The organism is Arthrobacter sp. NPDC090010 (genome assembly GCF_044748305.1).
In the GTDB taxonomy this organism is placed as follows: Bacteria; Actinomycetota; Actinomycetes; order Actinomycetales; family Micrococcaceae; genus Arthrobacter_E.
In genome coordinates this window covers 1-25,515 of the sequence record NZ_JBIVFT010000009.1, presented here as the reverse complement: position 1 = coordinate 25,515, position 25,515 = coordinate 1, and the positions used below count along the sequence as shown (strand labels likewise).

23 protein-coding genes and 2 tRNA genes are annotated in these 25,515 nt (G+C 67.4%); 7 read left to right on the top strand and 18 right to left on the bottom strand.

The window, feature by feature from the left end; all coding sequences use genetic code 11:
* Positions 1–46: 46 nt before the first annotated feature.
* The gene (locus ACIPXZ_RS13415; protein ID WP_400595102.1) at positions 47–907 is read right to left on the bottom strand and encodes a phage holin family protein; all 861 of its coding nucleotides are present in this window, start codon (positions 905–907) and stop codon (positions 47–49) included.
* A 208-nt stretch (positions 908–1,115) separates the two neighbouring features.
* Here ACIPXZ_RS13415 and ACIPXZ_RS13410 point away from each other — a divergent pair, with 208 nt between their 5' ends.
* Positions 1,116–2,351, top strand: a complete 1,236-nt coding sequence (locus ACIPXZ_RS13410; RefSeq protein WP_400595100.1) for a multidrug effflux MFS transporter — start codon at positions 1,116–1,118, stop codon at positions 2,349–2,351.
* Positions 2,352–2,392: 41 nt separating this feature from the next.
* The gene (locus ACIPXZ_RS13405) at positions 2,393–2,725 is read left to right on the top strand and encodes a hypothetical protein (RefSeq protein WP_400595098.1); all 333 of its coding nucleotides are present in this window, start codon (positions 2,393–2,395) and stop codon (positions 2,723–2,725) included.
* 115 nt (positions 2,726–2,840) lie between these two features.
* Here ACIPXZ_RS13405 and ACIPXZ_RS13400 read toward each other — a convergent pair.
* Positions 2,841–2,913, bottom strand: a tRNA-Asn gene (locus ACIPXZ_RS13400).
* 77 nt (positions 2,914–2,990) lie between these two features.
* Positions 2,991–4,259, bottom strand: a complete 1,269-nt coding sequence (locus ACIPXZ_RS13395; protein WP_400595096.1) for an MFS transporter — start codon at positions 4,257–4,259, stop codon at positions 2,991–2,993.
* A 61-nt stretch (positions 4,260–4,320) separates the two neighbouring features.
* Here ACIPXZ_RS13395 and ACIPXZ_RS13390 point away from each other — a divergent pair, with 61 nt between their 5' ends.
* Complete coding sequence (locus tag ACIPXZ_RS13390) at positions 4,321–4,923, top strand: TetR/AcrR family transcriptional regulator (protein WP_400595094.1); 603 nt, start codon at positions 4,321–4,323, stop codon at positions 4,921–4,923.
* Between the two features lie 71 nt (positions 4,924–4,994).
* Here ACIPXZ_RS13390 and ACIPXZ_RS13385 read toward each other — a convergent pair.
* From ACIPXZ_RS13385 to ACIPXZ_RS13345, 9 genes are all read right to left on the bottom strand, one after another.
* Positions 4,995–5,067 (bottom strand) — tRNA-Asn (locus ACIPXZ_RS13385).
* An 85-nt stretch (positions 5,068–5,152) separates the two neighbouring features.
* Positions 5,153–7,057, bottom strand: a complete 1,905-nt coding sequence (dnaG, locus tag ACIPXZ_RS13380; protein ID WP_400595092.1) for a DNA primase — start codon at positions 7,055–7,057, stop codon at positions 5,153–5,155.
* Between the two features lie 45 nt (positions 7,058–7,102).
* On the bottom strand, positions 7,103–8,368 hold the full coding sequence (locus ACIPXZ_RS13375) for a deoxyguanosinetriphosphate triphosphohydrolase (protein WP_400595090.1): 1,266 nt from the start codon (positions 8,366–8,368) through the stop codon (positions 7,103–7,105).
* 150 nt (positions 8,369–8,518) lie between these two features.
* Positions 8,519–9,142, bottom strand: coding sequence for a response regulator (locus ACIPXZ_RS13370; protein ID WP_400595088.1), 624 nt, complete (start codon positions 9,140–9,142; stop codon positions 8,519–8,521).
* A 2-nt stretch (positions 9,143–9,144) separates the two neighbouring features.
* The gene (locus tag ACIPXZ_RS13365) at positions 9,145–10,311 is read right to left on the bottom strand and encodes a sensor histidine kinase (RefSeq protein ID WP_400595086.1); all 1,167 of its coding nucleotides are present in this window, start codon (positions 10,309–10,311) and stop codon (positions 9,145–9,147) included.
* Between the two features lie 17 nt (positions 10,312–10,328).
* On the bottom strand, positions 10,329–11,135 hold the full coding sequence (locus ACIPXZ_RS13360) for an ABC transporter permease (RefSeq protein WP_400595084.1): 807 nt from the start codon (positions 11,133–11,135) through the stop codon (positions 10,329–10,331).
* The gene (locus ACIPXZ_RS13355; RefSeq protein ID WP_400595082.1) at positions 11,132–12,058 is read right to left on the bottom strand and encodes an ABC transporter ATP-binding protein; all 927 of its coding nucleotides are present in this window, start codon (positions 12,056–12,058) and stop codon (positions 11,132–11,134) included. Before ACIPXZ_RS13355 ends, ACIPXZ_RS13360 begins: the two co-directional genes overlap by 4 nt.
* 216 nt (positions 12,059–12,274) lie before the next feature.
* On the bottom strand, positions 12,275–13,447 hold the full coding sequence (gene dusB / locus ACIPXZ_RS13350; protein ID WP_400595379.1) for a tRNA dihydrouridine synthase DusB: 1,173 nt from the start codon (positions 13,445–13,447) through the stop codon (positions 12,275–12,277).
* Between the two features lie 108 nt (positions 13,448–13,555).
* On the bottom strand, positions 13,556–14,173 hold the full coding sequence (locus ACIPXZ_RS13345; RefSeq protein WP_400595080.1) for a TetR/AcrR family transcriptional regulator: 618 nt from the start codon (positions 14,171–14,173) through the stop codon (positions 13,556–13,558).
* Positions 14,174–14,327: 154 nt separating this feature from the next.
* Between ACIPXZ_RS13345 and ACIPXZ_RS13340 the strand changes: the two genes are divergently transcribed.
* Positions 14,328–15,113, top strand: coding sequence for an SDR family NAD(P)-dependent oxidoreductase (locus tag ACIPXZ_RS13340; RefSeq protein WP_400595078.1), 786 nt, complete (start codon positions 14,328–14,330; stop codon positions 15,111–15,113).
* 94 nt (positions 15,114–15,207) lie between these two features.
* On the opposite strand, the gene ACIPXZ_RS13335 is transcribed toward ACIPXZ_RS13340, so the two are convergent.
* The 4 genes from ACIPXZ_RS13335 to ACIPXZ_RS13320 form a co-directional block, all read right to left on the bottom strand.
* Positions 15,208–16,578: a YibE/F family protein gene (locus ACIPXZ_RS13335; RefSeq protein ID WP_400595076.1), complete on the bottom strand. Its 1,371-nt coding sequence runs from the start codon at positions 16,576–16,578 to the stop codon at positions 15,208–15,210.
* A 50-nt stretch (positions 16,579–16,628) separates the two neighbouring features.
* Positions 16,629–17,633 carry a GNAT family N-acetyltransferase gene (locus ACIPXZ_RS13330; protein WP_400595074.1) on the bottom strand — a complete coding sequence of 335 codons (1,005 nt, stop codon included), beginning with the start codon at positions 17,631–17,633 and terminating at the stop codon, positions 16,629–16,631.
* Between the two features lies 1 nt (position 17,634).
* A complete protein-coding gene (locus ACIPXZ_RS13325; RefSeq protein WP_400595072.1) occupies positions 17,635–19,020 on the bottom strand; it encodes a glycine--tRNA ligase in 1,386 nt (461 codons plus the stop codon).
* An 84-nt stretch (positions 19,021–19,104) separates the two neighbouring features.
* Positions 19,105–20,109, bottom strand: a complete 1,005-nt coding sequence (locus tag ACIPXZ_RS13320) for a lactonase family protein (RefSeq protein ID WP_400595070.1) — start codon at positions 20,107–20,109, stop codon at positions 19,105–19,107.
* A gap of 32 nt (positions 20,110–20,141) precedes the next feature.
* Here ACIPXZ_RS13320 and ACIPXZ_RS13315 point away from each other — a divergent pair, with 32 nt between their 5' ends.
* Complete coding sequence (locus tag ACIPXZ_RS13315) at positions 20,142–20,381, top strand: RNA-binding S4 domain-containing protein (RefSeq protein ID WP_400595068.1); 240 nt, start codon at positions 20,142–20,144, stop codon at positions 20,379–20,381.
* Here ACIPXZ_RS13315 and ACIPXZ_RS13310 read toward each other — a convergent pair.
* On the bottom strand, positions 20,365–21,021 hold the full coding sequence (locus ACIPXZ_RS13310) for an alpha/beta hydrolase (RefSeq protein WP_400595066.1): 657 nt from the start codon (positions 21,019–21,021) through the stop codon (positions 20,365–20,367). The two genes, ACIPXZ_RS13315 and ACIPXZ_RS13310, sit on opposite strands and share 17 nt — an antisense overlap.
* A gap of 113 nt (positions 21,022–21,134) precedes the next feature.
* Here ACIPXZ_RS13310 and ACIPXZ_RS13305 point away from each other — a divergent pair, with 113 nt between their 5' ends.
* Together ACIPXZ_RS13305 and lgt are read left to right on the top strand one after the other, a co-directional pair.
* Positions 21,135–21,968: an SGNH/GDSL hydrolase family protein gene (locus ACIPXZ_RS13305; RefSeq protein ID WP_400595064.1), complete on the top strand. Its 834-nt coding sequence runs from the start codon at positions 21,135–21,137 to the stop codon at positions 21,966–21,968.
* Between the two features lie 50 nt (positions 21,969–22,018).
* Positions 22,019–22,912: a prolipoprotein diacylglyceryl transferase gene (lgt, locus tag ACIPXZ_RS13300; protein ID WP_400595062.1), complete on the top strand. Its 894-nt coding sequence runs from the start codon at positions 22,019–22,021 to the stop codon at positions 22,910–22,912.
* Positions 22,913–22,999: 87 nt separating this feature from the next.
* Here the strand turns inward: lgt and ACIPXZ_RS13295 are convergent, their stop codons facing one another.
* Complete coding sequence (locus tag ACIPXZ_RS13295; RefSeq protein ID WP_400595060.1) at positions 23,000–25,258, bottom strand: transglycosylase domain-containing protein; 2,259 nt, start codon at positions 25,256–25,258, stop codon at positions 23,000–23,002.
* Positions 25,259–25,515 lie beyond the last annotated feature (257 nt).

Below are 25,515 nucleotides of genomic sequence, written 5' to 3'. Positions count from 1 at the left end.
CCTCAATGCCTGCATGTCCCGAACGCACGGCCCCGCCGTGCGATTGTCAGGACTTGATGAGCTTGCGGAGCAACACCACGAAGGCCGTGCCGGCCGCCGCGGCGACGGCGATCGGCTTCCAGCGGCGTCCAAGTTCCTGCAGAGGGCTGCCCTGTTCCCCACCGTTCGAGGACGATGCGAAGGAGGCGAAGCGCTGCTGAGCGGCGTCCTTGGCGGCTTCCGCGCGGTCCTTGACATCCGTGACCAGCGCCTGTGCCTGGCTCTTGACGTCCAGCTGCGCTCCGAGCTCGTCACGGATGCCTGTGAGGTGTTCGCGGCGCTCGGCGAGACGGGCCAGCAGCTGATCCTGGGTGGGAGCGGGGCCTTCCTCGGCGCGCTTCTGTTCGGCCTTCGCTTCGGCGTCCGCCTTGGCCTTCGCCTGCGCTTCGGCCTTCGCCTTGGCCGCGGCCTCGTAGGCCGGGGATCCCGGCTCCAGGATGCTCGCGTCGAAGGCGCTGCCTTCCTTGACGATCCCCAGATCGTGCTTGATGCCGCGAATGGTGCGGGCCGGGACGAGCGGCATGGCCTGCTTGATCTTCACGAAACCGAAGAGACCGCCGATCCCGGCGATGACCAGGAACGCCGCAGAGACGATCAGGGCGGCGAGCCAGGCCGGCATGACGGTGGCAAGGCCCATGATGGCTGCGACCACCAACGCGATGACGAGCAGCCCGATGAAGAGCAGCGCCGCCACGAAGCCCGCCGAGGCGATCCCGACCTTGACGCCCTTGTCCTTGAGTTCGAGCTGCGCCAGGGAGATCTCGTCCTGGATCTGGCGTGGAAGCAGCTGCGCCGCGCTGCGGGCGGTCGCGGGGAGGGCCTTCAGGCTTGCCTGGGGCCGTGCGCTGCCGGCATGGCGTCCGCTCATCAGATTCGCCTCATATCGACTCGACGGTTCATGGTCCGTGACGGGTGTCACTCGGGCTGCGGACCGCCCTGTCGCGGCGCGGTCCCGCCTTGGACAAAACTATCATTGCGGCGCGGGCCGGAGGCGTGGGGCCGTGGCCATGTTCATCTGCGTTCAGCTGACGCAGCCGTCCCCCGTCCCCCTTCCCCGCGGGCCCGTGGGATTTAAGATGGTGGAGGTGACCATTCCCACCCTTTCCCATGGCTCCGCCATGTCCCGACGCCAGAAGATCACCTACGTCCTCATCCTGGGAGCCCTCACCGCCCTGGGCCCCTTCACGATCGATCTCTATCTCCCGGCGTTCCCGGCCATCGAAAGGGATCTGGGCGTCAGCCAGGCGGCCGTGCAGCTCACCCTCACGGGCACCACGGTGGGGTTCGCCCTGGGGCAGCTGCTCGTGGGTCCGCTCAGCGACAAGGTCGGGCGCCGCCTCCCCCTGCTCTGCGCCACCGCACTCCACATCCTGGCTTCGGTGGGCGCCTCCATGACGCACGACATCGTGCCCCTCGGGATCTTCCGCGTCCTCATGGGCATCGGCGCGGCAGGTGGCGGCGTGGTCTCCATGGCGATGGTCCGCGACCTGTTCACCGGCTACTCGATGGTGCGGATGTTCGCCGCGATGTCGCTGGTGAACGGCCTGGCCCCGATCCTGGCCCCGGTGATCGGCTCCCAGCTGCTGCTGATCACACCGTGGCCCGGAATCTTCGTCTTCCTTGCCTCCTACGGCACCCTCGTCCTCGTGGCCTGTCTCTTCCTGGTCCGGGAGACGCTCCCCGCCGAACGACGCCGTGCAGCCGGCTCCGGAGTGCTGGGACACTACCGTGTGCTGTTCCAGGACAGGATCTTCGTAGGGGTGCTGGTGATGGCGGGCATGAACTTCGCGGGCCTGTTCGCCTACCTCTCCGCCTCCCCGTTCCTGTTCGAGAAGATCTACAGCTTCACCCCGCAGCAATACGGCTACCTGTTCGGGATCAACTCCCTCGGCGTCGTGGCCGGCGTCCAGATCAGTTCGCGGCTCATCCGTCGTGTCGGCCCGCAGTGGATTCTCGCCTTCGCCACGGCCGGCCAGGTGGTGGCCGCGCTGCTGATCATCGTCGCCGACGTCACGCACGCCGGGCTGCTCGGGCTGGCGATCCCCTTGTGGTTCTACATCCTCTGCACCGGATTCTGTTTCCCCTGTGTCCAGGTGCTCGGTCTCGCCAAGCACGGCGACCGGGCCGGTACCGCGGCGTCCTTGCTCGGGGCCAGCACCTTCCTGACCGCAGGTGTGCTCTCCCCCGTGGTCGGCCTGCTCGGCACCTCTTCCTCGGTTCCGATGGCCGGCGTCATGATCTGCTGCATCGGAGTGGGCATCCTCAGCCTCTGGCTCATCGTGCGCCCACGCACCGTACCTGCCATCGCATGAGCCGCCCGATCGCCCACCCGCGCCGGCGATAGGCTGGGAGCGTGAACGACGACGTCGGGCGGCGCCCGGGCAAGACTCCCTCCCGCGGTGCTTGGCGCCGTCGTGCATCACAGGTGAAAGGGGCACCGAGGCGCATCCTCGCCCCCTGGCGTCGTCGCCCGGAGGAACGGAAGCGCTCGCACCGCAATGGGCGGGGGCTGTTCATAGGGGCCGTCATCGGTGGGATCCTCGGATATTTCGCGGGGCGCGCGATCGGCCAGGGCGCGTACGGAATCATCCTCGGGGCCCTGGCGGGGGCTGCCATCCTCTACCGCCTCAACCCGGGACCCTGGAAACGCGAAGACCGCCGGAAGAACAAGGATTCCGCATCCTGAACCACGCAAGGACGATGTTCCGGACTCGTGCGGGCTTCTGGAACTGACGGAAGCACGAGCGGAGAAAAAGAAAGCCCCGGGCCATGGAATGAATCCGTAGCCCGGGGCTGTATTGCTCCTCCTGCTGGACTTGAACCAGCAACCCTTCGATTAACAGTCGAATGCTCTGCCAATTGAGCTAAGGAGGATCGAAGCGAGTTAGACATTATCAGGCCCGGGGCTCACTTGCGAAATCGAGCACCGGGGCCTTGGCTCTCAGCACGCCTCAGAGTTGAACGCTCTCCGCAGCGGCCGGCTCACCGACGCGTTTCGGCAGTCTGAGCCGCGCGAAGAGCACGGCGCCTGCGATGACCAGAAGGACACCCAGAGCGTATGGCGCCGCATGCGCGATCCCGCTGTACATCAGGCCCGCGGCCAGTGGCGCGAACATCTGGATCGCCGACATGATGGCCTGGAGCGCACCGGCCACGCGGCCCTGTTCGTCGTCTCCGACGGAACTCGAAACGAGCCCGTCAAGGGGTGCTTGGGTCAGCCCCTGGGAAGCTCCGAGCATGAGCACACCGGCGATCAGCAGCCACGGCTGCGCGAGGACCGACGCGAGCAGCAGGAGCGCGGCACAGCCCACCGCCTGGCCTACGATCCCGATGATGATGGTCCTCCGTTCTCCGATCCGTGGCAGCAGGAAGGCCAGGAGACCGCCCTGCACGGCGATGTCGAGGACGCCGATGACGGCCACCAGCAGGCCGATCTGGGTGGCGTTCCAGCCGACCGCATCGATGGCGAGCACGCTGAAGTTGTTCGAGAAGAAGGTGAAGGGGATGGTCAGGAGCGCGAAGACGATGAGCAGCCCGCGCAACGCCGGGCGCCGGAAGGCGTCCGAGATGACCTTCACCGGATGAAGCTCTTCCAGTTTCAGGGTGGCCGAGCGGTTCTCCGGAGCGAGGGACTCAGGCAGCAGGAAGATCGAGAGGATCGCCACGATGAGGGCGACGGCGGCGGTCGCGAAGACCGGCAGCCGGATGTCGATCGCGGACAACAGGCCTCCGAGGGCCGGTCCGATCATGAAGCCGATGCCGTTCAGAGCGCCGAGCAGGCCGAAGCGCTTCGCACGGTCCTTGGGAGGGGTGATATCCGCGGTGTAGGCGAAGAGTGCGGGAAGGTCCCCCGCGGTGAGTCCCTGGATGATCCGCCCGAGCAGCAGGATCCAGAGGGCGCCACCGAAGCCGAAGATCAGGTAGCCGAGCACCGCTCCGAAGGAGGCGATGATGATGACCGGCCGGCGTCCGACCCGGTCTGAGAGCCCTCCGAGGAACGGGGCCGCGAGGAAGGCGCAGAGCGCGTTGACCCCTTCGAGCACGCCCACCCAGATGGCGAGGTTCGGATCCCCCGCAGGCAGGTACTGCTGGACGATGAAGGGCATGACGGGCAGGACGATGGTCATACCGATGACACTGAGCATCGTCAGGACGACGAGCATGACCCAGGCGCGGCGCGGGCTCTGCACCGGAGCCGGGGAGGTGGAGTTCGTGGACATGTTCACCAGAGTAGCACTAAAAATAGAGTCATTCTAGTTTTAGAGTGACTATGCTGGAATCATGGCTGAAGCAGCACCCGGGCGGCGGGAACGGAAGAAGGCGGCCACGCGCCGCGCCATCGCGGACGCGGCATTGGAGATGTTCCTGGATCGCGGATTCGATGCGGTGACCATCAAGGAGGTCGCGGAGCGCGCCGACGTCTCCCTCGCCACCGTCTACGCCCACTTCCCCCAGAAGGAGGCTCTGGTCTACGACGAGGACGACGAAATGCGGGACGCCCTCCTGGCAGCGGTCCGCGAGCGGGAACCGGGCACGACGATCAGCTCCGCGATCCATCACTGGCTGCGGACGGTCATGGATGAATACCACGAGCACGAGGCACAGGCGGCCGACTTCAACGCCATGGTCTTCTCGGCACCCTCACTGCGGGAGTATGAACGGTCCATGTGGCTGCGCCATGAAACGGCACTCGTCGACGCCATCGCCGAGGACCTCGGGCAACCCGCCACGCATCCGTTCATCCGCGTCTTTGCACACTACGCGCTCGAGACGTGGGCCTTCCTGGACCGCACGGACGATCCCGACGCCTCCCTCGAGGCGACTTTCGCGCTCCTGGAGCCGGGCTGGGCGGCTTTCGAACGCAGCGTCGTAACGGGCGACTGACGACCGCGTCCGGCCGGGAATGACAAAACCCCTGGTCAGCGGATGATTTCCGTTGACCAGGGGTTTACAAGCTCCTCCTGCTGGACTTGAACCAGCAACCCTTCGATTAACAGTCGAATGCTCTGCCAATTGAGCTAAGGAGGATCGAAGCGGGTTCTACTTTACCAGAGCCTGTGCCGAAGTCGAAATCGGCCGGATGCCCGGCTCCCCCGTCGAAGCACAGGAAGCATCAGGCCCCTTGACGCAGCGAACGGCGTTGCATCTCCAGCCCGAGCAATTGGCGGTTCAGTTCCTGCACGAGCCCCGGGTCCGCATCCACGCCCATCCGCTGAAGCTGTCCGAGGAGATCCGCCTTCTGCCGCGTGATCCCCAGTTCGAACAGGCGGGAGAGGATATCCCGGCACGCCTGCAGCAGAGCATTCTCATCACTCGCCGGGATCATGGCCACCGCCAGTTCGGAGACCAAGGCGCGCAGAGGCTCCGGGACCTCTTCGCGCACCGCTTCCACCCAGCCCACCGGATCGCCGGTCCGGGCCGCCCCGACGGCGCGGATCGCCGTGTGGACGGCCTGATAGGCGGGAACCACGAAGTGAATCGCGCTGAACGCCGGCCAACGGCTCTCATCGAGCACCTGGGGCTGTTGCAAGGCCACTTCCAGGGCCTGGCGTTCCATGGCCGCCGCAGGATCCCGGGGATCCGGCCGCGTGTACAGCTGGACGCTCTCCTCCAAGGACGCCTCGTGCCCGTTCTCCTCGTGCGACGACGACGGATCGCCGCTCCGCGTCGGTGACGCGGCCGCGCGTCGTACCGCCGATTGGACGGCGCGCGCGACGTCCTCCATCGGCATCCCCAGCCAGCCGGCCAGCTCGCGGGTGTAAGCAGGCCGCAGCGAACCGTCCCGGATCTGCCCCACGATGGGCGCGGCTTCGCGGAGAGCCTGGATCCGGCCCTCCACAGTGTTGAGATTGTGCTTTTTCAGGCCCACCCTGATGGCGAACTCGAACAGCGGACGACGGCTGGCGATCAGATCCTTGACCGCCTGGTCCCCGCGGTGCTGGCGCAGCTCACAGGGGTCGGCCCCGCTGGGCTCCACGGCGACGTACGTCTGCGCCACGAAGCGCTGGTCCTCTGCGAAGGCCCGCAAAGCAGCCTTCTGGCCCGCGGCGTCGCCGTCGAAGGTGAACACGACTTCGCCGCCGGAGCCGTCGTCGGAGAGCAGACGCCGGACGATCTTGATGTGGTCCCCGCCGAACGCCGTGCCGCAGGTGGCCACCGCCGTCGTGACCCCCGCCAGATGGCAGGCCATGACGTCCGTGTACCCCTCCACCACCACGAGCTGACGGCCCTTCACGATCTCCCGTTTGGCCAGATCGATGCCGTAGAGCACCTGGGACTTCTTGTAGAGCGGCGTCTCCGGGGTGTTCAGATACTTGGGGCCCTTGTCGTCCTCGAAGAGCTTGCGAGCTCCGAAGCCGATCACATCCCCCGTGATGTCCCGGATGGGCCAGATCAGGCGGCCACGGAAGCGGTCATACATCCGTCCGGACCCCTCCCGGCCCGTGGAGAACATGCCGGTCTGGACGAGTTCCTCGTCCCGGAAGCCCTTGCCCCTCAGGTGCTTCAGCAGGCCGTCCCAGCCCTGCGGTGCGAAGCCGACGCCGAACGATTCCGCCGCATGCCGGTCGAAACCGCGCTCGGCGAGGAAACGGCGTCCCTCGATCGCCCCCGGGGTCAGCAATTGAGCGGTGAAGAACTCGGCAGCGATCTTATGAGCGTCCAGCAGACGTTGACGCTTCCCCACATCCTCGCGACGGGGGCCGGTGCCGCCGTCCTCGTAGCGCAATTCGATGCCGACCCGTGCGGCCAGCTTCTCCACGGTTTCGGCGAAACTGAGGTGGTCCATTTTCTGGACGAAGGAGATGACGTCGCCGCTCTCCCCGCAGCCGAAACAGTGGTAGGTCCCCACCTGGGGCCGCACGTGGAAGCTGGGACTGCGCTCATCGTGGAAGGGGCAGAGACCCTTGAAAGAACCGATCCCGGCGCCACGGAGCGTGACATAGCCGTCCACGACCTCTTTGATGTCGGTGCGCTGGCGGACCGTCTCGATGTCTTCTCTCTTGATCAGTCCGGCCACAAGTCCAAGCTTAATACCCCTGGCAAACTGAGCGGCGCCCGTTGTCTACCAGAGCGACGGGAGGCTCCCCACCAAACGCTCGTGGAGGCTGAGGGCGGAGGCGTCCGTCAGGGAGGCGATCTGATCGACGACGACGCGGAAGCGGGCGTCGTCATCGGCCGCAGCGCGCCAATCGGCGGCGAACATCGGTTCCAAGTGCCGGTCCCCCGTCGCGTTCAGCGCGCTCACGAGGGCTCGCAGAACCTCCTGCTGCCGCTCGTAGATGGGCTGCCGGTGGTCCGTGGTCATGACGAACGTGGTGGCCAGACCCTTCATCACCGCGATCTCGGTCACCGTGTCCTGCGGCACCACGAGCTGGCCGTTGTACCGGGTCAGCCGGTCCGGGCCGTAGACCGCGCGGGTCGCTTCCAGGGCGCTCTGGCAGAACCGGCCGATGAGCTGGCTGGTCATGTTCTTCAGTGCGGCCATGGACCTGCGGCTGCCATCCGCTTCGCGGACCCAGACGGCCGTCTTCTCCAGGCGGGCGAGGGCTGCGTCCACCTCATCCGCTTCGCAATGCGGCAGGTACCACTGGCGCGTGTATCCGACCACCCTGGCCCGGTGGTCCGGATTGTCCATCCAACGCAGCTGGAAGTGTCCGGCGACGACCGCATCCTCGACGTCGTGCACCGAGTAGGAGATGTCGTCCGCCAGGTCCATGACCTGGGCTTCGATGCAGGTCTGGCCTGCCGGGGCGTTGTCCCGGATCCAGTCGAAGATGGGGGTGTCATCCTCATAGGCGCCGAACTTGCTGGTCCGCTGGCCGTGGATGACCGGGGCGTCCGCCGCGTGCCAGGGGTACTTGCAGGCTGCATCGAGACTGGCCCGGGTGAGGTTGAGACCAGCGGGCCCGCCGTCCGCCGCCAGCACCTTGGGTTCCAGCCGGGTGAGGAGCCGGAGCGTCTGGGCATTGCCTTCGAAGCCGCCGATGTCATGGGCGATCTCGTTCAGAGCGGACTCACCGTTGTGCCCGAACGGCGGGTGTCCCAGATCGTGGGACAGGCAAGCCGTGTCCACCACATCGGGGTCGCAGCCGAGGGCGCGACCCAGCTCGCGGCCCACTTGCGCCACTTCGAGGCTGTGGGTCAGACGGGTCCGGACGAAGTCGTCGGTGTCCGGGGCCACCACCTGTGTCTTGGCGCCGAGTCGTCGCAACGCCGAAGAGTGCAGCACACGGGCCCGGTCCCGTTCGAAATCCGAACGATAGGTGGTCTTCGGCGGTTCCGCGACCCAGCGCTCGGAGGCGTGGGAGGGGTACTGGGCGTCACTCACATCCCCAGCTTAGTGATGCCAGTACCCGTGGTTTGCTGAATTCGTGGGTTTCGGGTGAATTCGTGGGCAAAATCCACGAATTCACCCGAAACCCACGAACTCGGCAGGACGGCCGGGCTGCCCAGCCCAGAGGCGAGCTGGTGGCCTGCCCTACAGCAGCCAGCCGTTCTCCGAGGCGATCCGGGCTGCGTCGCCGCGGGTCCTGCCGCCGGTCTTGGCCATCGCGGACGAGAGATGGTTCCGCACGGTCCCTTCGGAGAGGTACACCTCCCGGGCGATGTCCGCCACGGTCCCGCCGTCCGCGGCAACCCGCAGCACGTCCACCTCACGCACCGTCAGTGGCGACTCCCCCGCCACCAGTGATTCGGCCGCCAAGGATGGATCGATCACCCGAAGGCCGGCGTGGACCTTACGAACCGCTTCAGCCAGCTGCCGGGCTGGAGTGTCCTTGACTACGAATCCGGCGGCCCCGGCCTGCAGCGCCCGCCGCACATAGCCGGGCCGCCCGAACGTGGTCACCATCAGGACCCGGCATCCCGGTGCCTTCCGGCGCAGGAGTTCAGCCGCGGCCAGACCGTCGACGCCGGGCATCTGAACATCGAGAAGCGCCACATCGGCCGCATGCTCCAGCACCGCCGCCACCGCTTCCGCCCCGTCGCCGGCTTCCGCCACGACGTCGATGTCCGCTTCGAGTCCGAGCAGGGCCGCAAGCGCGCCCCTGACCAATGCCTGGTCATCTGCGATCACCAAACGGATCGCCTCCGGGTCCCTCATGTTCACATCACCACCGTCAGACGGAAACCGCCCAGCTCCGAGGGACCCGTGCTCAGGGTCCCGCCGGCCTGCCGGACCCGCTCGGCGAGTCCATCCAAACCGGTCCCGCGCCCGCTCCACTGCGGCTCCTTCTCCGGCCCGGCGGTCGAACGGACGGGTCCGGCGGGCCGCCAGGCGCCGTCGTCGTCCACCTGGACACCGTCCGGCGAGAAGGTGATGCGGCAACGGCCCGCATGGGAGTGCCGCAGCACGTTCGTGACCCCCTCCCGGACCACCCAGCCGAACAGCTCCCGATGCCCAGCCGAGACCTGGTCCACGGCCCCGGGAAGATCGGCCTCGATACCCGCCGAGCCGAGCACCTGACGGGCCTGAGCCAGTTCCGCCACGACATTCACCCCGCGATAGCCGGCCACCGTCGCACGGACGTCCGCAAGCGCACCCCGGGCCAATTCCTCGATCTCTCCGAGCTCCCGTTCCGCACGATGCGGATCGGCGGCGAGCAGTCTGCGCGCCAATTCGGCTTTGACCGCGACGACGGTCAGCGAGTGCCCGAGGATGTCGTGCATGTCGCGGGCCATGCGGTCCCGCTCCGCGGCGACGGCGGCATCGGCCAGATCCTTGCGGGTCGCCTCAAGCTGCTGCCGGAGTTCGATCTGCCGGGCGAAGGCCATCATCATGCACCCGAGGGAGACCACGAGAGAAGCCTGCATGACCCCGAGTTCCGGCTGGTCTCCCAGGGACTGGACGATCAACGCCGCGATGGCCAGCGCGAAGATCAACAGGAAGCGCCAGCGTGCTGCCAGGGGCGTCATGGCAACGGCGCAGGCCAGGAACGTCCAGGTCCACAGCGCGGCCGGACCGAGCGAGAAGACCACCAGCAGATTGCTGGTGAGCAGGGCGAGCAGGACCAGGACCGCCGTCCTGACCCTGGTGCGCCCGGCGGGCCGGGTCCAGATCAAGGGCGGTCCCAGCGCATAGCAAGCGAAGAAAAGCAGCGTCAGCGCTGTGATCAGGACCTTGCCTGTCCAAGGAGCACCGTCGTCGGTCCAGACCGTGGCATACGTGGGCCAGGTCCACAGCAACAAGGAGAACCCGGCACCCATCAGCCAGCTGCGGGGCCCGGCTCCTCTGACCCAGGCTCCCGCAGCCGTCGTCCCACGTCGATCCATGGTCATCAATCTACGGCTTAGACCCGCTTGGTGTCCCGGCGGAAGGCCAATGCGGCGCCCGCGACGAATACCACCAGCCAGACCGCTGCGTTCAGCACCCAGAGCCAGTCCCATTCCTGAGTCAGCGGGCTGCGGGCGATCTGTCCGATGCCGTAGGCCGGAGTCCACTTGGCGATCTGCACAAAGGTGTCTCCCATGATCTCGACCGGCATGAACAGGCCGCCCAGCATGGCGAGAATGGCGAGCGCCGGGCCGAGAAGCTGCATGACGTTCTGGCTGGGCATGAGGTAACCGGCCATGAGTCCGAGCGCGGCGAAGACCAGGGAGCCCAGCCATGCGGCAAGACCGGCAGCGATCATGGTTCCAGCGTCCAGGTGAACCCCGAACAGGGCCCCGATGACGAACTGGGCCACCACGGCGATGAAGCTCATGACCAGGGCGGCGATGGCCTTGATGGTGATGTAGGCGCCCGGCTGCAAGGGCGTGAGCCTCAGCTGACGGGACCAGCCTTGCGCGCGCTCGACGGCGACCTGGGCGCCGGAGGCGGTGGCCGAGGTCATGGCCGCATAGACGGTGAGGCTGATGAGGATGTATTCGCCGTAGCTGTGCTGGCCGCCGGGCAGCATCTGGTCCTTGTTGGACAGCCCGAAGACCGCGAAGAAGATCGCGGGAACGGCGATGGTGAAGATCAGGCTCCTGCGGTTGCGGAGGAGCCGCTTGATCTCGATCCAGAGGAACGTTCCGTTGATGCCTCCGCGGGCGGGCCGGCGGTCCACGAGGTTGATCGCGGCTCGCTGCTCCTGGGAACTGGTGGTGGTGCTCATGCGAGGGTCCCGCTTTCGGTGAGTCCGGCCTCATCCTCGGCCGAGTCGCTGGTGAGGGCCACGAAGGCGTCCTCGAGATTGTTGGAGCTGACCTCCAGGTCCTTGGCGTCCGTCTCGTTGAGCAGGTAACGGAGCACCGTGTCCGAATCCTGCGAGCGGATGGTGACGCGGGCGCCGTCGTACTCCACCGAGTCAACGGCGGCCAGTTGCGCCAGGCGCTGGTCCTCCTGTGCGAGCGCCGCGCGGATGGTGCGGCCGGAAGCGAGGTTCTTGATCTGTGCCGAGGTGCCGTCCGCGACGATCTTGCCCTTGCGGACCAGGACGATCCGGTCCGCGTAGCTGTCCGCTTCCTCCAGATAGTGCGTGGCGAAGACCACCGTGCGCCCGCGCTGCGCGTCCTGCCGGATGGCCTGCCAGAAGTCACGGCGGCCTGTGACGTCCATGCCGGTGGTGGGCTCGTCGAGGATCATGAGGCCCGGGTCGGAGACCAGCGCCATGGCGAAGCGAAGCCGCTGCTGCTGGCCGCCGGAGCACTTCTCCACCTTGCGGTCGGCAAGGTCTGCGATGCCCGCACGCTGCAGGACCTCGGTGACAGGCCGGGGCGAGTCGAACATGGCGGCGACGAGTTGGACCGACTCCTTGACGGTCACGTCCTTCAAGAGACCGCCAGTCTGCATGACAGCGGCCACCTGGCCCCGGGCGATCGCCTGGCGGGGCGTGCCGCCGTAGACGCTCACGCTGCCCTGGTTCGGCTGGGACAGGCCCAGGATCATGTCGATGGTGGTGGTCTTACCGGCACCGTTGGGGCCGAGGAAGGCCACCACCTCTCCCGGCTTGACCTGCAGGTCGATGCCCCGGACGGCCTGCACGGCCCCGAAGCTCTTGTGGAGGCCCTGGGCGTCCACGGCGAGAAGATTGTTCATGTCTCCATTCGACCGTGAACGACGACGGCGTGCCCGGGCCGTGCGTCATGGTTCGGGCATGACATCTGTCATGGGCCGGTGCGCATCACCCCGCGCAGACCCCTTGCCGAGCTCGCGAGTTCCGTGCCAAATCGCGCCTTCAGTGAGCGGATTCGCACGGAACTCGCGAGCTCGGCGGAGAGGCGCGGCGGTCCCGCTGGAGCGGGCCGGCTTGTCTCAGCCGCCGGAGACGTCGAGCTCGGCGGCCTTGATGGTGGCGCGCTGCTCCTCGTTCAGGCTGCGGCTCTCCAGCCACTTGTCCGGCAGGGCGGTCCGCTTCGGGGTGCCCGCACGGCCTCGCGGGCCCTCGGCATCCACGCCCGGGTACGGTGACTCCATGTCGAGTTCGTCCAGCAGACCTCGCAGAGTGGCCAGATCCGGGACGGCGGCAAGCTTGGCCCGCAGGTCTCCACCCACCACGTAGCCTTTGAAGTACCAGGCCATGTGCTTGCGGATGTCCCGCAGCGCCTTGCCTTCCTCGCCGAAGGTCTCGATGAGCAATTGTGCGTGCCGGTACACCGCATCGGCCACCTCGCGCAGCCCGGGGCGGATGCGGTCCTCACGTCCGTCGAAGGCGGCCTGCAGATCTCCGAAGAGCCACGGGCGTCCCTGGCAGCCACGGCCCACCACCACGCCGTCGATGCCGGTCTGACGCACCATGCGTTCGGCGTCCTCGGCACTCCAGATGTCGCCATTGCCCAGAACCGGGATGTCCGGCAACGCCTCACGCAGCCGGGCGATAGCGTCCCAATCAGCCTTGCCGGAATAGAACTGGCTCGCCGTGCGGCCGTGCAGCGCGACGGCGGCCACTCCGGCGTCACGGGCGATCCGGCCCGCTTCCAGATAAGTCAGGTGATCGTCGTCGATGCCCTTGCGCATCTTGATGGTCAGCGGAATGTCACCCTTCGAGGCCTCCTTCACCGCGATCTGGACGATGGAGGTGAACAGATCGGTCTTCCAGGGCAACGCCGATCCACCACCGCGCCGCGTCACCTTGGGAACGGGGCAACCGAAGTTCAGATCGATGTGGTCGGCGCGGTCCTCCTCGACGAGCAAGCGCACAGCGGCGCCGACCGTGACAGGGTCCACTCCGTAGAGCTGGACCGAGCGGACCGCTTCATCGTCGTCGTGGGAGATGATGCGCAGCGATTCCGGGGAACGCTCGACCAGGGCGCGCGAGGTGACCATCTCCGCGACATACAGCCCGCCGCCGTACTCACGGCAGAGCCGTCGGAAGGCCTTGTTGGTGATGCCGGCCATGGGCGCGAGCACCACCGGGGTGTTCACGGTGATGTTCCCGAGCTTCAGGGGCGGCAGTTCGATCTTGGTGGGGATTGCGTCGGCGGCGATTGTCTGGGAGGTCACCCCTCCATTGTCTCGCACCGGGCCAAATCCGCGCGCCCAGGCTCAAGGCCAGGTCACGGGCCGGAATTCGTTGCCCGGGATACGGCGCATGCGTCAGAGACCTGCGGAGAGCCTCCGGTAAGCCTCCACCGCCAAGGACGACGCCGGGTGCTCACCGTCCGCTGCGGATGCTTCGGTTCCGCCGGCCCAGACCTCGAGGCCAACGCGGATCGCCGCCGTCGCAGCCGCTGCGTGCAGTCCCAGGCTCAGCTCGTCCACCTCGGGCAGACGCTCCCGGATGACCAGGAGCAGGCGACGCTCTGAACGGGCGTTGACGGCGGCCCAGACGTCGGCGAGTTCGGGATCTTCAGACGTGGCGAGCAGCAGATCGCGAACCATCTCCAGGCCGCGGGCGGCTTCCTCGTCGGCGGGTGTCAGCATCCGGCGCAGCGCGTCCGCGACGACGGTGCGTCCGTCCTCGACCGGCGGTGCGGACCGCAACGCCTCCTGCCAGCGTTCCGCACCGATCTCCAGGATCGGGGCGATGGCCTCTTCCTTCGTCCGGAAGTGACGGTAGAAGGTGCGCAATGAGATTCCGGCCCGGGCTGCGATCTGTTCGGCCGTGGTGGCCGTGACCCCTTGGGCGGTGAAAAGTTCGGCTGCGGTCTGAGCGAGTTCCCAACGCGTCTGCGCACGACGGCGTTGCCGGAGGCTGGGCAGTTCGGTGTCCACGGGATGATCGTATCCGGAAAAGTGAAATCTGACTCTTTATGCCATATTGGCACAATGTGCCATGAAGCGTATTCTGGACGGGAGACCGGCCCACAGCCGGCCCACGGGACTCAGGCGACCTCCCTTCCCTGGCCGCCGGACTGAAAGGACACCCATGCTCCGCTATGCAGACCGCCGCTCACTCGTCACCGGCGGCGGATCGGGCATCGGCCAGGCCACCGTGCTGCGCATGCTCGCCGAAGGGGGCCGAGTGGTCGCCGCCGACGTCAGCGAGCAGGGCCTCGCCGACACCGTCGCCAAGGCGGGCGACGCCGCAGACCGGCTGAAGACCGTCGTCGTCGATATCAGTGACGAAGGCTCCGTGAAGGCTGCTGTCGCCGAAGCACTCGGATTCCTCGGCGGCCTGGACGCGCTCGTCAACGCTGCGGGAATCCTGCGCTCCTCGCACACTGAGCAGACCACTCTCGATTCCTTCGAGCAGGTGCTGCGCATCAACCTGGTGGGCACCTTCCTCATGATCCGCGAGTCGCTTCCCGCCCTGAAGCAGGGCCGCAACTCCGCCGTCGTGAACTTCAGTTCCACCTCGGCCGGCTTCGCGCACCCCTATATGGCCGCCTATGCCGCCAGCAAGGGCGGGATCCAGTCCATGACGCATGCCCTTGCGGCCGAGTTCGCCAAGGACAACGTCCGCTTCACTTCGGTCCAGCCGGGTTCGATCTCCTCCGGCATGACCGACGGCAGCGGCGCCAGCCGCCAGAGCGTCGGCCCAGGGCTCCCCGAGGACGCGGACATGAGCCTGTTCATCAAGCTCCAGCCCGCCCTCGGTCAGGGCTTCGCCTCACCGGAGACGGTGGCAGGTGTCGTGGCCATGCTCGCCAGCGACGACGGCGCCTTCATCACCGGCACCGAGATCCGCATCGACGGCGGCACGCACTTCTGATCCCGGACCCTCGTCGGGTGCTCAATTGTGGCGGGCGTTTCGTGAGAACACCCGCCACAACTGAGCACGCAACCGGGAAATCGTGGAGTCGCGCCTAGCGACGAGTGGCCCGAAGCTCCCGGCGGGTGAGTCCGGCCGGGGCCTCGTGCCGGGTCAGGGCCGTCGCTTTGACCACCAGCACGGCAACCAGGGTCGTGAGCGGGATCGCCAGCACCAGACCGATCGAGCCGATGAGCGTGCGCACCACCTCTTCGGCCAGCTCGGCACTCGTGATCGTCTCCAAGAACGGCCGTTCATAGAGCATCACGATGATGAGCACGGGCAGCGCCGCACCGGCGTACGCGAAGGCGATGGTGTACACCGTGGAGGCGATGTGGTCCCGGCCGATCCGCATGGCCGAGGAGAACAGCTTGCGCGCGGAGATCTTCGGGGACAGCTCGTAGAGTTCCCAGACGGCCGAGGCCTGCGTGATGGTCACGTCATTGAGGGCACCGAGGCTTGCGATGATGAGCCCGCAGAGCACCACGCTGGAGATGGAGATGGTGCCGCTCGTATTGATCAGCGTCGATGCCTCATGGCTGCCGATCCCCAGCAGCTTGGCGGCATCGGTGGCCCAGATGGCCAGTCCCGCCGTGACGCCGAGACCGAACAGCGTGCCCAGCAACGCCGTCGAGGTCCGCGCCGAGAAGCCATGAGCGAAGTAGAGCACGGCCACCAGGATCGCCGTGGCCGCGGTCAACGCGAGAGGAACTGCGGGCTTGCCGTCCACCAGACCCGGCAGCAGGAAGAACGCCAGCACCAGGTACGCGACGCCCAGACCGAGCAAGGCGCGAAGACCGCGCCAGCGCGCCACCAGAATCACGACGGCGGCGTACAGCACCGCCAGTACGCCCACCGGCACGGAACGGACGAAGTCGACGAACACGTAAGACGGCGCCTGTCCGGCCGCGGCCCCCTGCTGCACGCGGGAGAGATTCAGGTATCTGACCCCGTCCCCGGGGTGCACCGAGTCCGAGGCGGAGATCTCCGGGTTGAAGAGCACCAGCACCGATGAGCCACCGCCGTCCGGTTGCGTCATCGCCCAGAAACATGTGCTGAGACGGGCCGCCCCCGGGGTCGCCGCCCCACCGGGCTCCGGGCTCGCGGACGGCTGCGGAGACGCGGAACCGGACGGATCCTGCTGTCCGGTGGCCCCCGGCCCGGAGCAGGAGCCCCTGCTCACGCTGAGCACCTTACCGGTGTCGAAACTGACGCCCGGCGCCGTCGAGTAAGGCGAACTCAGATTCAGATCCGAATGCTGACCGCTCGGCCAGAGCAGGATCATGCCGATGCCGGTCAGCAGAATGACCGGCAGCAGGATCGCGGTGAGGATCCAGCCCGCCTTGCGCCGCGCAGCCGCGGCTTCCGGCGTCGGCGGGACCCCGCCGTCGTGCGAATGACCGCCGTGTGCATGTCCGGCTCCCATGGGCGCCCCTTCATTGATGCTGACTCGTACGGCCTTCTGGGCGCGGAGGCCTAGTCGCTGACCACCTGGATGTCCGCTCCCAGGCGCCGGGCACCGCCCGAGGCGAGGAGGGGGTCGACGGCGGCCGTCAGCGCGGTCATCGACTCGTCCACCTCCAGCACCACGGGGTGCTGGTGGGCGATGAGCGACAGCAGATCACGGACCGCCTCGGCGGCGTCGGCGGCATCCAGTTCGGGGTCGTGCCCCAGGAAGACCTCGGACGCGCCGCGCGGGGCGTCCTCCACCGTGGCGGGTGCCGCGTAGCTGATGGCGAAGGCCCGGATGGCGCCCTTGCGGCTCGGCTGCACCGTGCCGCCGAAGGCGGATGCGGGCTTGGCCCGCAGCACGATCGCGCCGTGAGCCCCCGAGGCGTCATCGAGGAAGAGCCGTTGCACCGTGCCGAGGGACAGCTCCCCCGGATCATCCCAGGAGTGCACCGAACGGTAGTACTTCCCCACCAGCTGCGTGAGCTCCACGGAACCGGTGGCCAGGTCCATGATGATGTCGCTGCCGGCGTCTTCGCCTTCCCCTTCGAACACCGGGAGCTTCAGCGCGCCGGCGGAGACCTCCACCATGCGGGAACGCTGGATGGACTTGAGCCCCACGGAGGCGACGAAAGCCGCACCGTCGGTCCCGTCCGCCACTTTGGAGCGCAAGGCCCGCACACCCGACGGCGAGAGCTCCGCTTCACGGCGGAGCATCACGAGGAGGCTGGAGCCGATGCCGTGCCCACGGTGATCGCGGGACACTTCGATATAGGACCAGAGACGTTCGCTGTGCAGTGGCGTCTCGTAGACGACACCAGCGGCGACGGGCACTGCGATCCCATCCACCACGTCCTCGGCCACGATGCACTGCCGCCAGGACTCGCCCGGGGCGGTGTCCCCGTCGATGCTTCCCACGGACGGCGCGAAGGTGCCTCGGAACTGCTCCCCCACCGGGGACTCCGGGTCGCCCCAGAGCTGCAGCAGTTCCAGGTCGTCGCCTTCCCGCCACGGACGGTACTGGATGGTCATCTCAGGCGCCCAGCAGCTTTCCGGCGAGGTAGCCCTCCACCTGGTCCAGGGAGACGCGCTCCTGGCTCATGGTGTCTCGTTCGCGGATGGTCACGGCGTTGTCCTCGAGGGTGTCGAAGTCGACGGTGAGGCAGAACGGCGTGCCGATCTCGTCCTGACGGCGGTAGCGGCGGCCGATGGCGCCGGCGTCGTCGAAGTCGATGTTCCAGTGCTTGCCGAGCTTCTCACTGAGACCGCGGGCCAGCGGCGAGAGCTGCTCGTTGCGGGAGAGCGGAAGGACGGCGACCTTGACCGGTGCCAGACGCGGATCCAGCTTCAGGACGGTGCGCTTGTCCACGCCCCCCTTGGAGTTCGGCGCCTCGTCCTCGGTGTACGCGTCCACCAGGAACGCCATCATGGAGCGGGTGAGACCGAACGACGGCTCGATCACGTACGGGACGTAACGCTCGCCCGAGGCCTGGTCGAAGTAGGACAGATCCTGCTTCGAGTGCTCGATGTGGTTCTTGAGGTCGAAGTCGGTGCGGTTGGCGATCCCCATGAGTTCGCCCCAGCCGGACCCGGCGAAACCGAAGTTGTACTCGATGTCGATGGTGCGGTCCGAGTAGTGGGCGCGCTCCCCGTCCGGGACGTCGAAGCGGCGCATGTTCTCCGGGGCGATGCCGAGGTCCACGAACCAGTTCCAGCAGGACTCGACCCATTCGTTGAAGGCTTCCGGGGCCTCGGCCGGCGGGGTGAAGTACTCGATCTCCATCTGCTCGAACTCACGGGTGCGGAAGATGAAGTTGCCGGGCGTGATCTCGTTGCGGAACGCCTTGCCCACCTGGCCGATGCCGAACGGCGGCTTCTTGCGGGAGGTGGTGACGACGTTGGCGAAGTTCACGAAGATGCCCTGGGCGGTCTCCGGACGCAGGTAGTGCTTGCCGGACTCGTCGTCGATGGGGCCGAGGAAGGTCTTCATGAGGCCCGAGAAGTTCTGGGGCTCGGTCCATTCACCACGGGTACCGCAATCAGGGCACACGATGTCCGCCATGCCGTTCTCCGGTGCACGGCCCTTCTTCGCTTCGAAGGCCTCCAGGAGGTGATCCTGGCGGTGGCGCTTGTGGCAGGAGAGGCATTCGACCAGCGGGTCGGTGAACGTGGCGACGTGGCCTGAGGCCTCCCACACCGGGCTCGGGAGGATGATCGAGGAGTCCAGGCCCACCATGTCGGCGCGACCGCGCACGAAGGTCTGCCACCACTGACGCTTGATGTTCTCCTTGAGCTCGGCGCCGAGGGGGCCGTAGTCCCATGCGGAGCGCGATCCACCGTAGATCTCACCGGCCTGGAACACGAATCCGCGCCGCTTGGCGAGGGAGATGACCGAATCAAGGGTGGACTTAGCTGCCATAGGTGAACAACTCCAGGGGAAGCGGGCCGCTGGGTGCGGTCCGGGTGCGGATATCTCGTGGCGTCCACCGCGGGACGCCACGTCCTAGCCTACCGGGAGCACGAAGGTCGGGCTGAATGCCTCGACGGAGCCCGCAGGCCGCAGACCGTCGCCCCGGCCCCAGCGGTAGAGGCTGATCTCATGGCCCCGTTCCGCGGCGACGCACAGCAGCGACTCCCCCGATTCGGCCTCGGACCACGCCAGGTGCCGGGGCCAGGCTCCGCACGCCAGCTCTGCGCCGAGTCTCGCGGGCCGCACGGCGAGATCGACGACGGCGACCGTGTCACTGCCGCGGACACCCACGACGAGCGCCTCCCCGCCGGGAGCGAGAGCCAGTTCGCTGGGATAGGCGACTTCGTGACCGGGGGCCAGTGGCACGGCGTCCCCATCGAGTTCCCAACCGTCGCCGCGGCGCGTCGCCCGGTGAAGTGCCGCGTCGAGTTCGCCGACGATCCAGAGTTCCTCGCCCCGGAGCAGCAGGTGCCGGGGTCCGGTGCCGGGAGGGAGATCGAGACCGCCCACGAGTTCCGCACCGTCCGTTCCGGACCGGTATTCGTCCACCCGGTCGCGGCCCAGATCGGCCAGCAGGAACCGCCCGTCCGGAAGAGGCAGCGTCGAGTGGGCGTGCGGACCCTCCTGGCGGTCGGCAACGGGGCCGCTTCCCTCCCCGCCCACGGTCCAGAGCGGCACCTCGTCCCACGGGCCGTCCAGCGGCAGAGCCGACACCGTTCCGGAACCGTAGTTGGCCACCAGGAGAAGCCCGCCATCGAGCACACTCAGATGGCACGGGAACGAGCCGCCGCTGGACGAGCGGGCCAGAACCTCCAGACTCTCCGGGTGGAGTTCCACCACCTGCCCATGATCCAGCTCCTCGACGGCGAAGAGTCGTCCGCCGGGGCCGCGGCACAGGAAGGAGGGATTCCGCACACCGCGACTCACCGCCGTCGCACGCATCTCCGGCACCTCCGGGTCCAGAGCCGTGCTGAGGACTCCTGGACCTCGGCCGAAACCCTCCTCGGTGTAGCTGCCCAGATGGAGCTGGACGTTCATGGTTCCTCCTCGGGGTAAGGCATCATGGGGATATGACTTCTCCCGAACCGGACGGCCTGGACACCATCGAGATCCGGGATTCCATGATCCGCCTGGGTCAGCTTCTCAAGCTGGCATCACTCGCCGAGGACGGCGTGGAGGCCACGGAACTGATCAAGAACGGACTGGTGAAGGTCAACGGTGACATCGAGGACCGCCGCGGGCGTCAGCTGACGCCTGGAGACGTGGTGACCGTCAACGGGCAGAGCGTGCGCATCAGCGCTGCGGGCTGAGAACCTCGAAACCCAGGAACTCGGCGACATGCCCCACTTCCTGAGGGCTGATGCCGTGCCAGACACCGCTGTACTGAACCTTGGTGGCGCGGGCCTTGCCCAGCAGCCAGGCCGCGGTGAAGTCGATCCGCTCCCGTGGGATGACCGGATCCTGGGGGTCCCTGCCCCAGAAGAACGGGGTGCTGCCGTCCAGCTCCGCATCACGGAAGTAGTCCGAGCCGCCTTCCACCGCGAACCCTGAGAGCCCCACGACCGCGGCGATCTCCTGCGGGCGGCGTCGCCAGAGGCTCGTCGCCATGGCCATGCCCATCGAGAACCCGAGCAGGCTCACCGAGGTGAAACCTTCACGGACCGAGTCGAGCCAGGCCAGAAGGTACTCCGTGGCGTCCCGCACCGCGTCGAAGGAGTACTCCACCGAGCCGGTCAGCGGGAACCAGGTGTATCCGGGACCCATGGCCAGCGGCGCCCGGACGCTGGCCACCACAAAGTCCTCCGGAAGCTGATCCGCCAGTCCGAAGAGGTCCGCTTCGTTGGCACCATAGCCATGGAGCAGGACCAGCAGCGGCCGGCCTTCACGCTGGCCCTCCGGCACGGACCAGAGGACGGTGGGTTCGGGGAAGCTGGTGGCGTCAAGACTCATGGCTCGTATTCTGCCATCCGGGCGGCCCCCGCACCGGAGCGCCGTTCCGCGCGCAAGCCGATGACGCATCCTACGGTGGCGTAGCCTGCGGCAGGAGGGGCATGATGGGAAGAATGAGCGACACCTCTCAGTTTCTTCCCGCACAGCATTCCGGCCGGCCCGACACCGGCCACCCGTGGACCCGGTACGTGGCTCTTGGGGACTCCTTCACGGAGGGCATCGGAGATCCGGAGCCGGCGAGCCCCGGAGGCCACCGCGGCTGGGCGGACCGCGTAGCGGAGGAATTGAGCATCGCCCGCCCTGACTTCGCGTACGCCAATCTGGCGATCCGCGGGCGGCTGCTGCAGCAGATCATCGATGAGCAGGTCGAGCCCTGCCTGGCCCTCAACCCGGATCTGGTGACGATCTCCGCGGGCGGCAACGATCTGATCCGGCCCGGCGGCGATCCCGACGCCCTGGCAGCGACCCTCGACGACGCCGTCGCCCGCCTCGCTTCGGAAGGCGCCACCGTGGTTCTGTTCAACGGACCCGATACCGTGTCCACGGTGCTCAGTCCGCTGCGTGGCAAGGTGGCCATCTACAACGAGAACCTGCGCACCGTCGCCGCCCGGCACGATGCCGTGATCGCCGACATGTGGTCGCTGCGGCAGTTGGCCGGCTCCCAGTACTGGGATGAGGACCGGCTCCATTTCTCGCCGCTCGGGCACCACACGATCGCCACCATGGTCCTCGACGCCTTGAATGTCGGACACAGCCTGGAGCCGCTCTCACCCAAGCCGATGCCAGAGAAGAGCTGGCGTGAAGCCCGCAGCGAAGACCTCCTCTGGGCTCGCGAACATCTCTTCCCCTGGGTGCTGCGCCGCCTGCGGCATCAGTCCTCGGGCGACGGCATCGCACCCAAGCGCCCCGTTCCGGGACCCGTGTTCGTGCCCGGTCAGGACGTCTGAGGCCGGTCGGGCTCAGCGGTTCCCCAAGGCGCGGCTGATACGATCCGGCGGTGACCCTGCCTTCCTCCGCGCCCCTGTTCTTCCCGTCGCCCACCGTGAGCGGGTTCCACCTCGGACCCATCACCGTCCACTTCTATGCGCTGTGCATCCTGAGCGGCATCGCCGCGGCGCTCTGGTTGGGAGGCCAGCGCTGGCAGGCGCGCGGCGGTCTCGCCGGCCAGGTGATCGACATCAGTCTGTGGGCCATTCCGTTCGGCATCATCGGCGGACGCATCTACCACGTCCTGACCGACCCGGAACTGTATTTCCTGCCGGGCCGGAACCCCTGGAACGCTTTCGCGATCTGGGACGGCGGGCTGGGCATCTGGGGTGCTGTGGCGCTCGGAGCACTCGGTGCCTGGATCGGTTGCCGCCGGCAGAAGGTCTCCTTCATCGCGTTCGCCGACTCGATCGCTCCCGGCGTGCTGATCGCGCAAGGCCTGGGCCGCTGGGGCAACTGGTTCAACAACGAGCTCTACGGTGACCCGAGCACCCTGCCGTGGGCCGTGCAGATCCACCAGATGGATCTCCAGGCGGGCAAGGCCGTGACTGACGCGGCAGGCGATCCGGTGGTGTTGGGATACTTCCAGCCCACGTTCCTGTACGAATCGATCTGGTGCTTTGCCGCCGCCCTGCTGATCCTGTGGCTCGACCGCCGTTTCCGCCTGGGCGCAGGAAGCGTGTTCGCACTCTACATCGCCCTGTACACCGCGGGCCGGTTCGTCTTCGAACTCATGCGCTCCGACTATGCGAACCTCATCCTGGGCCTGCGTGTGAACACCTGGGTCGCTGGACTGCTGTTCCTCGGCGGCGCCGTCGCCTTCCTGCTCACGGTAAGGCGGTCACGTTCACTCGCGCAGGCTGCTCCCGGGACGACCGCGGACGACGACGCCGTCGCGCCCTGAGCATGCCGCTCTCCGACGCGGGGCGCTGGGCAGTCGTCGCCGCGGACGCCGTGTGACCTCAGCGGTGGAGGAACCACCGGTGAGCGCTCAATGGCCTCCCTGGTCTCCGCCGGTGTTCTGGTTTCCATTGCTCGGCTGGCTGCCCGTGCTCGGCTGAGCCCCACCGGTGTCCGACGGTGAGGGCGACTGCGTGTTCTGGTTCCGGTTCTGGTTCTCCGGGGCGTCGAACTGCCCGTGGTCGTAGAAGCCGAGCGCTTTCTGCATGTACTGCGCCCATTGCGGACCGGCGATGTACGCGCCGTCGATCACGGGATACAAGATCCCGTTGACGTAGACGTTGCGTCCCAGACGTGCTTCGCTGCCGTTGAAGGGGTCTCCGAAGAACGACGCGGTGGCCAGGCCGCGGGTGTACCCCACCACCCAGGTCTGGTTGTTGAACTGGTTGGTGCCGGTCTTGGCGGCCGCGGGAGCACTGAGCTTGTCCGGGATCAGCAGCCCCGAGCCCTTGGACAGGACGTCCTGGAGGACGTTGGTGGCTTCCTTGGCCACTTCAGGCTGGAGCGCACCGGCCGTGCACTTCTGGGACTGGCCGCCGATCTTCTTGCCCTGCGCGTCGTCCACCTCGGTGATCGAGATCGGGGTGCAGTAGCTGCCGTTCGAGGCGAAGGTGGCGAATGCATTGGCCATGGTCAGCGGTGCGACGTTCTCGCCGCCCAGCAGGTTGCCCAGGGTGTTCAGACCCAGTTTCTGGTTCTTGCCCGAGCCGTTGTGCATGCCCAGGGCGTCCGCGGCCCGTTGGATGTCGCAGAAGTCGTTCAGTCCCGCGGCGGAGGCGAAGGTGGCCGTGTTGATGGAATCGTAGATGCCCTGACGGACCGACATCGGATGGTAGAAACCGTCCTCGTCATTCTGCAGGTCCGGGGCCGTGCCCAGCCCGACTTCGGCGTCGTCGTAGGCCCCGGTCACCGCGCCGCAGGTGCTCTTCCACGGATAGTTCAGGGGATAGACGCGCCGCGAGGCATCCACATACTGGTCCGCGGACTTGCCTTCGCTGAGCCAGGCCGCGAGCGTCACCGGCTTCATGGTCGAGCCGGGTTGCATGCCGCCCACACCGCCCAGGGAGTTTCCGCCGGAGTCGGTCTTGTCCACGTTGAAGTTGTAGGTGGTCACAAAACCAGACCCCTGGCCCGAAAGCATCCTGGAGTTCTGGGCCATCGTCAGGATCTTCCCGGTCCCGGGCTGGACGGTGACCAGCGACGCTCCCCAATCGTCCGGGTTGGCTCCCGCCGTGGCATCCACCTGGCTCTGCGCGGGGCCTTGCAGGCGCGGGTCGAGCGTCGTCTTGATGGTCAGTCCGCCGCGCTGCACCGTCCGGAGGCGGTCTTCCGGGCTTGATCCGTATGCCGGGTCATTGAGGATCTCGTGGAGCACGTAGTCGCAGAAGTACGGCGCCTGGGAGGCGTAGGCGCAGCCTTGCTCCGGCGGATTGATGCTGAGCTTCAACGGCGTCTTGACGGCGCTGTCGTGCTGGGCCGCGGTGATGTAGCCGTGCTTGAGCATGGCGTCCAGGACCAGGTTCCGGCGGGAGACGGCACGGTCCGGGTGGGCCACCGGATCGTAGTAGCCCGGGCCGTTGACGAGCCCCGCGAGGAGTGCCGCTTGAGGAATCGTCAGGTCCTTGGCGTCCTCGGAGAAGAAGTACTGGCTCGCAGCCTGGATGCCATAGGCGTTGCCGCTGAACGGGACGATGTTCAGGTAGCCCTGCAGGATCTGATCCTTGCTCATCTGCTGTTCCAGCGAGATCGCGAGTTTCATCTCGCGCAGCTTGTCCCCCACCCCCTTGTCACCGTTGAGCACCACGTTCGCGCCCTGGCCCTGGGCGATGAGGTTCTCGTTGAGGACGTTGGTCACGTACTGCTGGGTGAGGGTCGAGGCGCCCTGGTGCCCGCCGCCGACATTGCTCGCAAGGGCCCGCAGGATGCCGACAGGGTCCACCCCGCCGTGCTCGTAGAAGCGGTAATCCTCGACCGCCACGATGGCGTTGCGCATGGCGGGCGCGATCTGCTGGAGCGTGACATCGGTGCGGTTCTCATTGAAGAGCGTGGCGATCTGCGAACCGTCCGCGGCCAGGATCCTGGTCACCTGGCCCGGAGGATTCACAGTGAGTTCGCTGGGCAGGCTGTCCACGAACTGAGCCGACCCGCTCGTGGCGGCCCCCACGAGCGCCACGGTCGGTGTCATCAGTCCAGCGGTCAGTGCGCCACAGATCGCGCTGACGCCCAGGAAAGCCACGAGCTTTCCCAGGGTGGTCGTCGTGTCGAGGAACTTCCTGCCACCAGTACTCATCACGGGCATGCTATCGATTCCGGGTCGGAATTGGCTGTGTATCCGGACAGAAGATCCTGGGTCCACCACCGCCGAGTCCGCTACCCAGGACGTCCACCCCGAGCCGAGTCCGCGGTGCCGGGGGGGGGGGGGGGGGGGCGGGGGGGGGGGGGGGCGCGCCGCCCCCCCCCCCGCCGGGGGGGGGGGGGGGGGGGGGGGCGGGGGCCAACAACCACCACCAGCGCGACCGCCGCGGCCACCACCCAAGGCCCAAGCAG